Source organism: Lysinibacillus sp. BSL11, assembly GCF_052928325.1.
Map to the genome: position 1 here is coordinate 177868 of NZ_JAVGCX010000010.1, position 14331 is coordinate 192198.

A 14331-nucleotide genomic window follows, 5' to 3' on the forward strand; every position below is an offset into this window, starting at 1 on the left:
TCTTTTTGTTTTCTCTACGCTTTATTGTTGTTTCATCCACTTGCAAAGAGCACGGACAGTTTCACGATTTTTTGCTGGTGGATATTGATGTGCATAGTGAAGATCATACCAAGTTTCGAATGATTTATTTGCTTCTTCTAAAAAAAATGCCAATTGTCTGGCATGTTCAATATCCACATTTTCATCACGATAGCCATGAATGATAAGAACGGGAGCTGTTATTCGCTCTATCTCAAAAAGAGGTGTTCTTGCATCATACGCTTCTGGTACACGATTAGGTGTTCCTCCAATAACGCGCTTCATCATCCTGCGCATATCTGTACGTTCCCAATAGGTGGCCGTTGCATCAGAAACACCTGCCCATGTTACAACAGAAGTAATATCCCTTCTTAAAATGGCTGTCCACAGAGCCATAATACCACCTCGTGAAAAACCAAAAACATGGATATTGTCATTGCAGAATTGTTTGAGTACATCTACGGCATAGACCGCATCGTAACGGTCTGCCCCTGCAAACTCGTCACGACCCTCTCCCCCACGATTCCCACGATAATATGGGGCAAATACGATAAAGCCCTGCGCCGCAAATTGTGCAATACGAGAGGGTCTGACCATCCCAATGCTTTGCATGCCGCCTCTTAAATATAAAAAGCCATCATATGTACCTTCTGCCTTTGGCTCTGCTAATAGTCCTTTTATACGTAAGCCCTGTGAAAGATAGGTTATTTCCGTTAAACGTATAGCTGGATTTGGTGAAGGATAGGGGCGTTTTTCGATAATATCACCATTGTATGTCACGATGTTTCAGCTCCTCCAGCATTTTCTTCATCCCCTCATCCTTCATGTGAAAACTCAAGTTAGGATGCTGAACAAATTCTTCATCGGTTAACCAAAGCATGCCTGACGTTTCTAAATCAAATTCTATATCCTCTTGCGCTAAAAATTGTGCAGTGAAAACAGTTTTACAAAAAACGATTTCATCATACACTGCATACTCTGCAAACCATTGAAGATTTTTCACATGAACACCCGTCTCTTCAAAAACTTCTCGAATCGCCGCCTCCTCTAATGTTTCGCCTTCTTCTAATTTCCCCCCTGGCACTTCTACACCACGTCGTTTATGGACAGTACATAACCATTTATTTTCATACTTTAAAAGGACAAGGACGTGTTTAGGTTTTACTTTAAATTCGCCTCTTGTAAAACTCAAATCTACTTGTAGGCCATGTAAATCTGTAAATGTTAACATCTCTTCACCCTCACGTTCTTTCTTGTTGCAAAACAAAAGTTACTTTCTTCATCATTACTTCTATTTTATGGACAGAATTTAATCATCATTCCAATTCCTATTCCTATCTCTATTAACTATATTGTAAACCTACAATGACAAGCAACCCTAAGCTACAGTCTTATAAAGCATGAAAAAAGCGTGCTTCATAGGAAGACACGCTTTTCTTTAAATTACTTGCTGACCGTCAAAATAGACGATAGGACTTTTCACAACACAATCAATATGAACATCTGACGCATTGGCTCCACCAAATGGCGCATTACTGCCAAAAGCGATATGGATGGTCCCATACACTTTCTCATCCTCTAATACATTGCCACATAGGATAGCACTTTTATTGGCTCCAATGCCAAACTCAGCAATAACTCTACCATTGCCTTCACCAAGTAATGCCAGTAGTCGTGGACCATCAGGACCGATTGCTTCTTCTAAGCGACCATTCTTTATTTTTAATAATAATGGCTCTTTTAAGACACCAATATTAGCAATAGAACCATCTACTAAAATCTCTCCATTCGCTGATGTTTCTATTGGTGCAATATAGGATTCTCCTGAAGGAATATTCCCATACTCACCAGGTTGACGAATCACCCCTGTGGAACGAATGCCGAAACGACCTTCTACACTGAACGTCAGCTCATGGCCATCCTTGATAATACGAATATCTTTTGCCGTATCAAGTAAAAGGACATATTTTTCTACTGTAGCTTCGATCTCCTGTGCATCTGCATGAAGGGCACCTTGCTCCAGCATCTCCAATGTTACCCCTGGCATTGTTGCTACACGTCCACCCTTTTCACAGGCATGTTTACGAGCCAATGTATGTGTTAGGGAGTGGGAGGTAATACACAGTGTAACATCGGCATTTGCCATAAGCTCAGAAACTGCATGGATTGGCTCCTGCCCTGATTTCTCTAACAGGGGCATCACCATGAACATTGTATTTGCAGTAATTGACAGTCCAGCTTCATAAAAATTTTTCGCGATGTCTTGTTTGTGGCTATCCGTCAAAATTAATAGTGACTCTGAAGATTGAACATTTAAATTGCCTTTTAAAACATTTAGTGCAATGTCATGTAAATGATGCATAATAGGACTCCTTAATTAAAATTCAAATGATATCTACGAATAATTCCTTCTATTTCATTTCTAGCTTCCGTTAAAGGTCCCAAAAACTCAGGAACACGTTGCTCTGTAAAACGATAAATTGGTCCAGAAACGGTAATAGACGCTACGACCTGTTCCTCACTATTAAATATAGGCATAGCTAGCGCCAATACATCGACCGAATACTCACTGTTACTAAGTGCATAGCCACATGTTCTAATTTTTTCTAGCTCTGCCCTTATTTCTGTGGCATCTGTCATTGTATTATTTGTATAAGCTGTTAATGGTTCATCTATAACCTTTGCAATTTGTTCTTCATTTAAAAAAGCAAGCATCGAACGATAAGATGCTCCTACATACAGTGGCGATCTACTTCCTCTTGAAACTGTAAACTTCACCTTATTTACAGGCTCTGCTTTCAATAATGTTAACGCTTCCAGTCCATTCAGTACGGTAAAAATGGCTGTTTCACCAGTGACATCCTTTAATTTTTCAAGAACTGGCATACATAGCTGATCTATGTTTAATGAATCATACATATTCATACCTATTTCCCATAGTGCAATTCCCAGAGAATATTTTTTTGTTATAGGATCTTTTGTAATAAACCCATTATTTTCGAAGGTTTCAAGAATGCGATATAAATTTGTATGATTCATGTTCATCGCCAGTGCTAACTCTCGACCACCCCATGTGGGCTTTTCCTTTGTAAACATTTTTAAAACCGCAATTGATAAATTTAATGTCTTTAGCATATCTCTCATCCTTCTGAACTATTTATCTGTACAAACGGCTGCAAATCTCTCTCTTAAGGGGGAAATAATTGACAGATTTAGCAGCCGTCAGCACCTGATATCACTTTATCAAAAGTAAGAGAGTAGCTAATCTCTTACTTTTGATATAGGAAATCAACAGCAGCAGTTATATAAACTTTTGCACAGCGTACGATATCCTCAACACGCACTTTTTCATTATAACCATGAATACTTGGTAAATAAGCTGGGCCGTATTGCAATACAGGAATATCATATTGTCTGAAATGACGAGCGTCACTGCTTGCCCATTGCATGACACCATATGCCTCTTGCCCTGTAACATACGATATATTTTCCACTATCGATTGGCAAACAGGATTTTCAGCAGGCGTATAATTGGCTACGCTTTTGAAGCCAAAACGTTGGATTGAATAATCCATAGCCAAGCCATCTAGTTTAGTTGTCAAGATTTCAGTTACTTCTTCTTGTGTAATACCAAATGGTAAACGACAATCGACCTGGACCTTACAGTAATCTGGGATTACGTTTGACTTCGTACCTCCCTCAATTGTACCAATATTTACAGTAATTTTCTCTAAAACTTCTTGATATTTCAAGCGATCTTTCTCCACTTCACGCATGTATTTTTTTGATACCTCAATAAGTGGCTGTACCTCTTCAGGAATTGTGATTTCTACATCCCATAGTGTACGAATCTCTTCTATAGCTCGAATTGCATCGACAATGGCATTTCGTCCAGACAATGGTGATAGACTTCCATGACCAGGTTCCCCACGCACCTCTAATTCAAACCAGTAAGAGCCCTTTTGTCCAATGGTTGGGTTTAAAGGTGAAGAGGGCTCAGCGATTAAACAACCATCTCCCTGCACATAGCCTCGCTCTAACAGCCAAGGAACACCGAATTCACCGCCAGTTTCTTCATCTGGTACGATCGCCAAAGTTAATTTCCCTGGTAGTTCAATGTTCAGTTTCTTTAATAGCTTTGTTGCAAAAATAATACCTGCTAAACCGGCTTTCATATCACTCGCCCCACGGCCAAGCATCCAGCCATCCTTCACTTCTCCTGAAAACGGATCAAAATCCCATTTTGATAGATCACCGACAGGAACAACATCGGTATGGCCACAATAAACGAGTTCTTTTCCTTCCCCATTTCCAATAGAAGCTACTAAATTAAACATTTTATCTGCAGCTTCATATTTTTGATAAGTAATGCCTACTTCATTTAAATAATTTTCGATAAAAGCTGTTATTTCAGTCGTATCCCCCGGAGGATTGACACTTGGAATTTGAATGAGCTTTGAACAAAACGCTATCAATTCATCTTGATGATTTTCAACTGCATCTACTAATTGAGCTTTAAGTGCTTGTAAATCATTCATGTGTGTGTACCTCTTTTCCTTTCGTTTGTAAATGACTCATGCTACCATATAAGCCTTTCATATGTGTAAATTGTGTTTCATCAAAGAAAGAGCATTTATTAGCACCATAAGTTTTTGCTACCTCTAACACAAATCGCACAACATTTTCTACATCTGTGACATGGGTTGCACCTGTTGCACAGCCTGCCACAACAGATTCAGTTGTAATCGCTACACCTACAACAGGGCTAGATGTTGCAACTGCTGGTTGTAAAATACTATTGATATGGAATAAACCATTCCCATATGGTGTAATGTCTTGCATCGTGATCGGCAGCACAACTGGAGAAATGCCAGCAGATTGTGTATAAATGTGCAATAAATCATCACTAATTTTTAATATGTAACCTTCTTTGACAGTTGGAGTTATAGCAAATCCTTTATGGTTACATACTAGATTGCCTTTTGTTGTATCAATGGATAGAATAGCATCCATTGTATCTTCTACTTCATTTTCGTTCATGACACTAATATCCACTGGAGAGTTCATAAATGGCACTGGCTCATGTGGTAAGGTTGGAGCTGTTGGACAAATATGTGTGGAGAAAATAACGTCACCCTCTAGTTGATCACCCTTTAAGGCCATATCAATAGCTTTGGCTGCTCCTGCCAGACATGCTAGTGCACCGTCTCCATCTGATACAAAGCCTGTCATTTCAGGGCGTGCTCCAATACCACCTAATCGTCCTATAATTCCTAATGTAGGTGCATTCCCGCCAGAGGATTTACCGTTCTTTCCTTTCACGAGGACGCGAACAAAATCAGTTGAGCCGCTTTCGCCTTGAATAGTTTTTACCTTGACATCTGCTGTGGAATCAATATTGTGTAAATACTCTTTAATCGTGTCTCCGTTTACATAAATACTATCCATTACCTCGTATAATTCAATAACATGCTTCAATGACATAATCAGTCCGCTCCTTTTTCTGCTTCAATAAATTTTATCTTTCGTTAAATGGATGATACTTCTTGCTGTATCGACTTAAATAAATGACACGATACTTGATGTGTAGCTGATACTGTATCAAGTGTCGGTTGGACCTCTGCACATTTTTCTGTAGCAAAACGACAACGCTTATGGAATGCACAGCCACTCGGAGGATTAACAGGGCTTGGAACATCGCCAGATAAAATAATACGGTCCTTTTTATCAAAAGGATTTTCCTTAGGTATGGCCGATAACAAGGCTTGTGTATAAGGATGCTGAGGTTTCTCATAAATTTCCTTGTATGAACCAATTTCCACTATTTTCCCTAAATACATGACAGCAATACGATCACACATGTAGTTCACCACATTCAAATCATGTGAAATAAAAATATAGGTTAAACCGAATTCTTTCTGTAAATCTTTTAATAGATTGATAACCTGAGCCTGTACAGAGACATCTAATGCAGAAACAGGTTCATCACACACCACAATATCTGGATTCAGTGCAAGAGCCCGAGCAATATTAATGCGTTGTCTCTGTCCACCAGAAAATTCATGTGGATGGCGCTTTGCATGGTAGGCACTTAATCCGACCGTTTCAAGTAATTCAACTACTCGCTTTTTACGGGATGCCTCATCACCAATCCCATGAATCACTAATGGCTCAGCAATAAGATATTCAATCGTTTTACGAGGATCGAGTGATGCATAAGGATTTTGGAAAACCATTTGGATGGATTTTCGAGCAGAGCGGATATCTTTTGAATTTAAGCTTGCTAAATCCGTTCCCTTAAATTCAACTATTCCCTCTGTTGGTGAAATTAGCTGGTTGATTAAACGGGCGACTGTCGATTTACCACACCCCGACTCTCCCACAATCCCCAGTGTCTCGCCTTTATATAACTCAAAACTTACACCATCTACCGCCTTCACAAATTGTGTTGGTTTTTTAAAAGGAATTGAACTTTTAATGGGAAAATGCTTTTTTAAATTACTTACCTTTAAGACAAGTTCATTGTACTGTTGCATTAAAAATTCCCTCCTTCCTTGGGACAATTTGATCTTTTGCTTGTAAATGACAGGCTACAAAATGGTTGTCCTGTACTTCCACTAAGTCAGGCACCGTACTACGACAAATATCTGTTGCTAAAGGACATCGTGCTGAGAAGTGACAGCCACTATGTGGCATTGTTAAATCTGGCGGACTACCTGGAATAGCTGGCAGCCTTTGTTGCTCTTGTGTCCCCATTGTAATTTGAGACTCTAATAATCCCCACGTATAGGGATGTAAAGGTTTTTCATAGAGCTGTCTTGTTGTAGTAGACTCTACTGTACGACCTGCATACATAACATTTACTTTGTCACATAGCTCCCAAACCACACCTAAATCGTGCGTAATCATAATAATGGCTGTATCGTGTTCTTGTTGTAATTTTTTCATTAAATCAAGAATTTGAGCTTGTACAGTTACATCTAGTGCAGTTGTAGGCTCATCAGCAATGAGTAGTTTCGGGTTACAAGCTAGGGCAATAGCAATCATGACACGCTGACGCATTCCACCTGAAAATTCGTGAGGATACATTTTTAATCGTTTCTCTGGCTCAGGAATCCCAACCATTTTTAACATATCAACGGCTTTGATAGCAGCATCTTTCTTCGATATTGTTTCATGTGCTTGAATCACTTCAATAATTTGATTGCCTACTGTTAATACAGGATTCAAACTTGTAATAGGATCTTGGAAAATCATTGAGATGTCATTGCCTCGTACATTGCGCATTTCCTTTTCAGAAATTCCTATTAAATCGCGGCCATTAAATAGAATTTTTCCATTCGTTATTTTTCCTGGCGGAGATGGAATTAAACGCATGAGAGCAGTGGCTGTAACACTTTTTCCTGATCCTGACTCTCCCACAATACCTAGTGTTTCCTTCTTATTTAATTGTAAATTTACTCCATTAACAGCTTTCATTGTAGAGCCGCCACTTTTAAATTCTACTGTTAAGTTTTCTACATCTAGTAAACGTTCAGTCATGACTCCACCCCCTTCCATTAAACTTTCATTTTCGGATCTAATGCATCGCGCAATCCATCCCCTAATAGGTTAATTCCAAGAACTGTTAATAAAATACAAATGCCTGAAAATGTCGCCATTTGGGGATTTAATACTAAAAAGTCTTTGCCATCTTTTAATATACTGCCCCATGAAGCTGTCGGTGGTTGAACGCCTAATCCTAAAAAGCTAAGGGCAGCTTCTGAAATGATAGCGCCAGCTGTGCTCATCGTTCCATAGACAATTAAAGGTGCCAAACAGTTCGGTAATATATGGCTAAAAATGATCCTCGTATGTGTAGCACCTAAAGAATGCGTTACTTCAACGAATTCTTCCTCTTTTACACTTAACACCTGTCCTCGAACAAGACGTGCGAAACCTGGAATATTAGCAATACCAATCGCAACAATGACATTGACAAGTCCTTGCCCTAATACCGTCATTAATGTAATAGCTAATAATATAAACGGGAATGCGAAAAGACCATCCATTGTGCGCATGATAATGGAATCAATGCGTCCACCAAAATACCCTGCCACTAAGCCTAGCAGTGTGCCAAACACAGCACCAAATAGCACTGCCGCAATCCCAACAATCATTGAGATTCTTGTACCGTAAACTAAGCGACTAAACAAATCACGACCATAGTTATCTGTCCCTAACAAATGTCCTTCTGTATTCATCGGTAAAAACGATTTACCGACAATCATTTCATTCGGTGGATGGGTAGCAATCAATGGGGCAAAAATAGCAACAATACCCATTAAAGTGACAATGATTAACCCAATTGTCGCTAATTTATTTTTTAGCAACTTGCGCAATAAGGTATTTCTTTTTTTCGTTTCTTGGACGATTGCTTGAGTCATTGTTATTTTTTCCCCCCATCCGATTCTAAATTGACCTTAGGATTCACCACTTTATAAAGTACATCGACTACTAAGTTAACAAGCACAAAGATAAACGCAATGAAAATAACAGTACCTTGGACGACTACAAAGTCACGTTTATCAATGGCATCTACAATTAATCGACCCATCCCAGGCCAACTAAAAATTGTTTCTGTTAAAACCGCTCCGCCCAGTAAATTAGAAATTTGCATTCCTAACACGGTTAAAATCGGTGTTAGTGCATTCTTAAATGCATGTTTACCAATTACTAAATATTCTTTAATACCTTTAGAACGAGCTGTTTTAATATAATCTTGCGAAATAACCTCTAACATACTTGAACGGGTAATCCGTGCAAATGTCGCCATTGGAATCGTTGCTAAAGCAAATGCTGGCAAAATTAAATGCTTCAAATAGGTCCATAGGCCATCGCTGATATTCCCCATCCCAGTCGCTGGGAACCAACCAAGGTTAACACTAAAGAATAAAACAAGCATGATGCCCAACCAGAAAATTGGCATGGATACACCAACTAATGACACAAGCATAACAACATAATCAATGATGGTATTTTGCTTTCTCGCTGCAAATATTCCTGCTGGGATGCCAATCACGACTGCTATTAACAGCGCTGCCAATGCCAATATCACTGTATTAGGGAACCTTTCGAGAATAAGTCCGATGACAGACTCACTATAAGAATAGGAATATCCTAAATTTAACTGTGCTAGATCTCCTACATATGAAATAAATTGCGAAGGCATGGATTTATTTAATCCTAGCTCTTCTCTTAAATTCTCTACATCTTCTACACTCGCTTGTGGTCCAAGCATGACTGAAGCCGGGTCACCAGGAATCATTCGCGTAATAATAAAGACGATAATTCCTACTACTAGCAGTGTCGGGATGAGGTTAACTAATCTTTTTAAAATAAATGAGCCCATCTTAGCAAGACCTCCTTTTCATTATTAGAATCAGTGGTTCATATTGTGAATAATCACATAGTACACCACATAATAATTGTTTGTAAATATATTTTTTTCTGAATCTTTGTAATTTTATATTTACTTTCTGTTTACAAATGTGCTAATTTTAATCTCGAACCTACCATTTTTGAATCAACGGTTCATATTGTGAAACAAAAACTAAGGAGGCTAGTGCATATGAAGAAATTAAACGTAAGAAAGTCTTTACTACTACTCTTTTTAACTTTACTAATTGGTGTTTTAGCAGCTTGTGGTGGAAACAATGAGAAAAGTACTTCAACGGAGGAAAAAGAAGGAGAAGCTACTTCTGGAGGCACATTAAATGTCGGTCTGTCAGCCAATGCAAAAACGTTTGATCCGATCAAATATACAGGGGTTTATGAATCACAGGTAATGCGTCAAATGGGTGATACGTTAGTTGTTTATAACAAAGATCTATCTGATATCATCCCATCGTTAGCAACAGAATGGAATGTATCAGAGGATATGTTAGTCTACACATTCAAATTACGCGAAGGTGTTAAATTCCAAAAAGGTCAGTATCAGGATGGCCGTGAAATGACAGCTGAAGATGTGAAATACTCTTTAGAACGCTCTGCTAAAGAATCTGCTATGAATCGTTTAAGTGGTGTCACAGAAGTGAAAGTGTTATCGGATTATGAGGTAGAGATTCACTTAGCTACACCGAATGCTGCCCTACTTGCTATGCTAACGGATGCAGGGAATATTATTATTCCAAAAGAAGAGGTTGAAGGATGGGGCGATAATTTTTCTGAACACTTTGTTGGTACAGGTCCATTCCAACTAACTGAATGGAAAAAAGACCAAGAGGTAAAATTAGTTCGTCACGGTAATTACTGGGGCGATAAGCCGAATATCGATAACTTAACAATGAAATTTATCTCCGATCAAAATATGATGACAAACGCATTACGTTCTGGTGATATTGATATTGCCATGGATGTTAAAGGTCAAAACCGAGAAATCATCAATCAAGATAGTAACCTTGAGCTTTTAACAAATCCAGGTCTATCTATTGTTTATCTTGATCTTAATAACAAAGTAGGTCCAACTGCTGACAAGCGCGTTCGTGAAGCAATTTATATGGCAACAAATGTAGAGGAAATTATTTCTGGCGTTAACCAATGGGGTGGCGGCGATGTTTCTTATTTACCATTACCACCAGGTTCATGGGGATATGATCAATCGTTAGTTGATATGGTACCAAAGTATAATCCAGAAGAAGCAAAAAAATTGCTAGCAGAGGCTGGTTATGCTGATGGGTTCAAGACAGAGATTTTTGTATCAGAAGCACGTGTTCCTTACGCAACGATTTTCCAAAGTCAGTTAAAGAAGAACTTAAATATTGATGTGGAAATAAAAGTGCTTGAATGGGGTACTTACAGTGATACTGTGGCAAAGGGTAATGCGCCAATGAATATTGGTGGCTGGACTTGGTACCCAGATCCTTATTTCTTCCTTTATCAATTATTCCACACAAATCAAATTGGTGCGTTAGGAAATGGTAAAGGCTACAGCAATCCAGAAGTGGATAAATTATTAGAACGTGCCGTATCAGAAACAGTGGTGCAAGAAGAACGTGCAAAATTATACCAAGAAGCATTAAAGTTGATTTTAGCTGATGTTCCACGTATTGAATTAGAGGCAACACAAACGGTTGCAGGTGTAAACAAAAAAGTACAGGGCTTTGAGGTTTCTGCTGATAACTCCGTACAAATTGTCCATCCAAATGGCACAAACGTATCCATTACAAAATAATTAAACTTGAAAAGTGGGGATACCAGTCTCCGCTTTTCTCTTCATAAGGAGAGATTTGATCCGATGACACGCTATATAAATGGACTTGTTTTTAATTCTGAGACTCGTAGCTTTAATAAGCAATCTTTTCAAGTACAAGGGCAATACTTTGAACCCGCTACTAATTCACCTGAAACAGAGTTGGATTTAGATGGCTACTATATTACACCAGGTTTTATCGATAGCTGCTCACAAATCGGTCTAGCTGAAATAGGGATTCGTTGGGAAGGAGATGATAGCTATGAATTTGACTCACATCTGCAATATTCTGTAGTTGATGGCATATACCCATTTGATACTGCTTTTCAAAAAGCTGTTTCTCATGGGGTGACGGCATCTCATATTGTTCCCTCACCTAAAAGCTTGATAGGTGCAAAAACGGCTATTATACATCATACACATACAACGGTTGATGAAATGGTTATTTCAAAAGATGTGGCTTATTCCTTCTCTATTGGACATCAGGCAAAAAGTACATTTTTCGCTGAAAAGAAAAAACCACTCACACGTATGGGCATTGCTAAAATTTTAAGAGAAACATTACAACAAATTCAGCAACAAGAGCCGTACATTACGAAAATCGTTATTCGAGCTCACAAAGCCGTTGATCTTGAATTCGTTAGCCGCCTTCAACAAGAATTTGGGTCAATTTTTGATTTTCATATTATCCATGGCACTGAAGTTACATTCCTTCATGAAACATCCTTTAATACGGTTATAGCTGGTCCCACATTTCGATATATTGAACACAATGAGATGATGGCACTATCACCCAAACTGTATCATCAACTGTTTAAGAACAATATTCCATTCGTTTTTTGTACGGATCATCCTGTTAGTAGCACCTCTCATCTAACATTAGAAGGTTGCTTAGCTGTAAGAGAAGGTATGGCACGCCAGGACGTGCTATACGCTCTCACAACAGGGGCTGCAAGTTTTCTAGGGATCGCCCATAAAACAGGTGCTATTCGTGATGGTCTTCTTGCTGATTTTGTTATTTGGGATAAGCATCCATTAAATTTAGACGCCCAGGTTATCGCAACCTATATTAAAGGAACAAAAGTTTATGCACGGGAAGAAGGGTTTACACAATGATTATTTATCATCATGCGAAGTTTCTTACAGTCAATGAGCAGAACGATACTTGTGAACAGTTATGGATCGAAGATGGGCGTATTGTCTATATTGGACCAGCCAAAGAATTCCCCTCACAAGCAGAGCTAGTTGATCTACAGGGAGCTTATGTTACACCAGGGTTAATTGATATTCATGCCCATGTTGGAACATGGGCTGAAGTCACTGAAGACATTAATGATGCCAATGAATATAGCGAACCCTTTACACCTCTTATGCACGCTTTAGACAGTGTAGATATCCGACACTTTTCTTTTCAACATGCGTTAGAAGGTGGCGTAACCACTGTACAAACTGGGCCAGGTAGTGCCAATGTCATTGGTGGCATTTGGAGCATTCTTAAAACAGCAGGGCCTACCCTTTCCTCTCGTGTTTTAGTAGAGCGGAGCGGTTTAAAGGGGGCCCTAGGGGAAAATCCGAAAAACGTCTTTGGCAATCAGTATAAGCGCAAGCCGATGACTCGCATGGCCATTGCACAGCTTTTACGAGATGGTTTCCAACGTGCAAGTCAACTCAATGAACAACAACAAACTGAGCAAATTAAACAAAATGCTGAGTTACGCCCGTTTATTGAGGTTCTTCGAGGGGACATGCCACTTCGCCTTCACTGCCATAGAGCAGATGACATTATGACAGCAATTAGAATTGCCAAAGAATTTAATGTGAAGCTTCATTTAGAACACTGCACAGAAGGCTATCTCATTGTGGATGCCGTTAAAGAAAGTGGATTCCATGCAACGCTTGGTCCTTATATGTTAACGCCATCTAAATACGAAACGCGTCATTCTACACCAGCAATTGCTGGCATTTTTAAAGAACATAATATTCCGTTTGCTATCATGACAGATCATCCATTTGTACCAATTCAATACTTAAAGTATTGTGCCACAGAAGCGATTCGTTATGGTTTAGATGAAGACACAGCCCTCAAAAGCATTACGATCAATGCAGCTAAGCTTGTACAGCTAGATCACCGCATTGGTAGCCTTGAGGAAGGCAAAGATGCTGATTTTGTTGTTTGGTCGCACCCTATTTTTGAAACAGAAGCAAAGGTTTTACAAACTTATGTAAATGGACAAAAATATTACGAATCGGAGTGAGCGCAATGCAACATTCGAAAATTGCCGTTGTAACAATTGGTCAGGCACCACGTAAAGATATGGCAGAGGATATACAGCAATTAAGAGAAGCAGGTTTACATGTTCATGAATTCGGTGTACTGGATTCACTTTCCTCAGAGGAAATTGCTACACTTTCGCCTTCTTGTGAGGACTCAGATGTTTTAGTAACACTTCTTACCAATGGTCGACAAGTAAAGCTCAGTAAACAAAAGCTCATGCCTTATATTCAAAGCTGCATTGATGATCTACATGAATTCACTTGGATACTACTTATGTGTACAGGAGATTTTGCGAATAAATTATCCTATAAAAATCTTTTATTACCTGATCGTATGATGACTAATTTAGTGAAGGGCTTACATACAGAATTAGCCATTGGTTTAATAGGTCCCGAACCCGAACAACAACAATCGGTTGCAGAGAAATGGCAAAAAGCACAGTTCGATGTAACTTTTTCAGCAAGCTCCCCATATCACTTTGATAACCAACATTTATTGTCAAAAGCACAACAATTAGAAGAGCAAGGAGCTGATTTGCTTATTCTTGATTGTATGGGCTATTCCACAACAATGAAAAACATGATTAAAGATCAACTCACTATCCCCATCATCGTCCCTCGAGAAGCGGTTTTTACAATTTTAAAAGCCATTTGTTAATAGAAGAAAAGGTCACTTCTGAATTAAACTGTACCCTTTGTAAAGGACATTTTGAAAAAGGTTAGGCAACTTCTTGAAGCTGCAGTCTGTATTTTACAGGCGGCAGCTTTTTTAAATTCCACTGACCTCGATAATGGTTATAATAGATCAT

General features: G+C 38.9%; 15 protein-coding genes. 4 read left to right on the forward strand and 11 right to left on the reverse strand.

Features of this window, described 5'->3' with window-relative positions; all coding sequences use genetic code 11:
- Positions 1–21: 21 nt before the first annotated feature.
- From RCJ95_RS13950 to RCJ95_RS13995, 10 genes are all read right to left on the reverse strand, one after another.
- Positions 22–798 carry an alpha/beta hydrolase family protein gene (locus RCJ95_RS13950; RefSeq protein ID WP_257520387.1) on the reverse strand — a complete coding sequence of 259 codons (777 nt, stop codon included), beginning with the start codon at positions 796–798 and terminating at the stop codon, positions 22–24.
- On the reverse strand, positions 782–1249 hold the full coding sequence (locus RCJ95_RS13955) for an NUDIX domain-containing protein (protein ID WP_257520388.1): 468 nt from the start codon (positions 1247–1249) through the stop codon (positions 782–784). The genes RCJ95_RS13950 and RCJ95_RS13955 overlap by 17 nt, the downstream gene beginning before the upstream one ends.
- A gap of 207 nt (positions 1250–1456) precedes the next feature.
- Positions 1457–2380, reverse strand: a complete 924-nt coding sequence (locus tag RCJ95_RS13960) for an aminopeptidase (RefSeq protein ID WP_257520389.1) — start codon at positions 2378–2380, stop codon at positions 1457–1459.
- An 11-nt stretch (positions 2381–2391) separates the two neighbouring features.
- The gene (locus RCJ95_RS13965) at positions 2392–3153 is read right to left on the reverse strand and encodes an IclR family transcriptional regulator (protein WP_221681063.1); all 762 of its coding nucleotides are present in this window, start codon (positions 3151–3153) and stop codon (positions 2392–2394) included.
- 134 nt (positions 3154–3287) lie between these two features.
- The gene (locus RCJ95_RS13970) at positions 3288–4556 is read right to left on the reverse strand and encodes a M20 family metallopeptidase (RefSeq protein ID WP_446722420.1); all 1269 of its coding nucleotides are present in this window, start codon (positions 4554–4556) and stop codon (positions 3288–3290) included.
- Entirely contained in the window at positions 4549–5502 is a 954-nt protein-coding gene (locus tag RCJ95_RS13975) for a DUF1177 domain-containing protein (protein WP_369578795.1), read from the reverse strand. Before RCJ95_RS13975 ends, RCJ95_RS13970 begins: the two co-directional genes overlap by 8 nt.
- Before the next feature lie 44 nt (positions 5503–5546).
- Positions 5547–6554, reverse strand: coding sequence for an ABC transporter ATP-binding protein (locus tag RCJ95_RS13980; RefSeq protein ID WP_004225956.1), 1008 nt, complete (start codon positions 6552–6554; stop codon positions 5547–5549).
- Positions 6538–7560 carry an ABC transporter ATP-binding protein gene (locus RCJ95_RS13985; RefSeq protein ID WP_221681067.1) on the reverse strand — a complete coding sequence of 341 codons (1023 nt, stop codon included), beginning with the start codon at positions 7558–7560 and terminating at the stop codon, positions 6538–6540. Before RCJ95_RS13985 ends, RCJ95_RS13980 begins: the two co-directional genes overlap by 17 nt.
- 17 nt (positions 7561–7577) lie before the next feature.
- Positions 7578–8444 (reverse strand): ABC transporter permease, encoded by an 867-nt coding sequence (locus RCJ95_RS13990; protein ID WP_004225950.1) that lies wholly within the window; start codon positions 8442–8444, stop codon positions 7578–7580.
- 2 nt (positions 8445–8446) lie between these two features.
- Positions 8447–9409: an ABC transporter permease gene (locus RCJ95_RS13995; protein WP_004225947.1), complete on the reverse strand. Its 963-nt coding sequence runs from the start codon at positions 9407–9409 to the stop codon at positions 8447–8449.
- A 219-nt stretch (positions 9410–9628) separates the two neighbouring features.
- On the opposite strand from RCJ95_RS13995, the gene RCJ95_RS14000 reads away from it, so the two are divergent.
- The 4 genes from RCJ95_RS14000 to RCJ95_RS14015 all read left to right on the forward strand — a co-directional run bounded on the left by RCJ95_RS14000 (position 9629) and on the right by RCJ95_RS14015 (position 14180).
- Positions 9629–11230 carry an ABC transporter substrate-binding protein gene (locus RCJ95_RS14000; RefSeq protein ID WP_257520393.1) on the forward strand — a complete coding sequence of 534 codons (1602 nt, stop codon included), beginning with the start codon at positions 9629–9631 and terminating at the stop codon, positions 11228–11230.
- A gap of 63 nt (positions 11231–11293) precedes the next feature.
- Entirely contained in the window at positions 11294–12364 is a 1071-nt protein-coding gene (locus RCJ95_RS14005; protein WP_313150558.1) for an amidohydrolase family protein, read from the forward strand.
- Positions 12361–13503: an amidohydrolase gene (locus tag RCJ95_RS14010; protein ID WP_328024117.1), complete on the forward strand. Its 1143-nt coding sequence runs from the start codon at positions 12361–12363 to the stop codon at positions 13501–13503. Before RCJ95_RS14005 ends, RCJ95_RS14010 begins: the two co-directional genes overlap by 4 nt.
- Before the next feature lie 5 nt (positions 13504–13508).
- Complete coding sequence (locus tag RCJ95_RS14015; RefSeq protein ID WP_257520394.1) at positions 13509–14180, forward strand: AroM family protein; 672 nt, start codon at positions 13509–13511, stop codon at positions 14178–14180.
- Between the two features lie 61 nt (positions 14181–14241).
- On the opposite strand, the gene RCJ95_RS14020 is transcribed toward RCJ95_RS14015, so the two are convergent.
- On the reverse strand, positions 14242–14331 hold a 90-nt coding region (locus tag RCJ95_RS14020; RefSeq protein ID WP_446722421.1), incomplete at its 5' end, for an IS3 family transposase.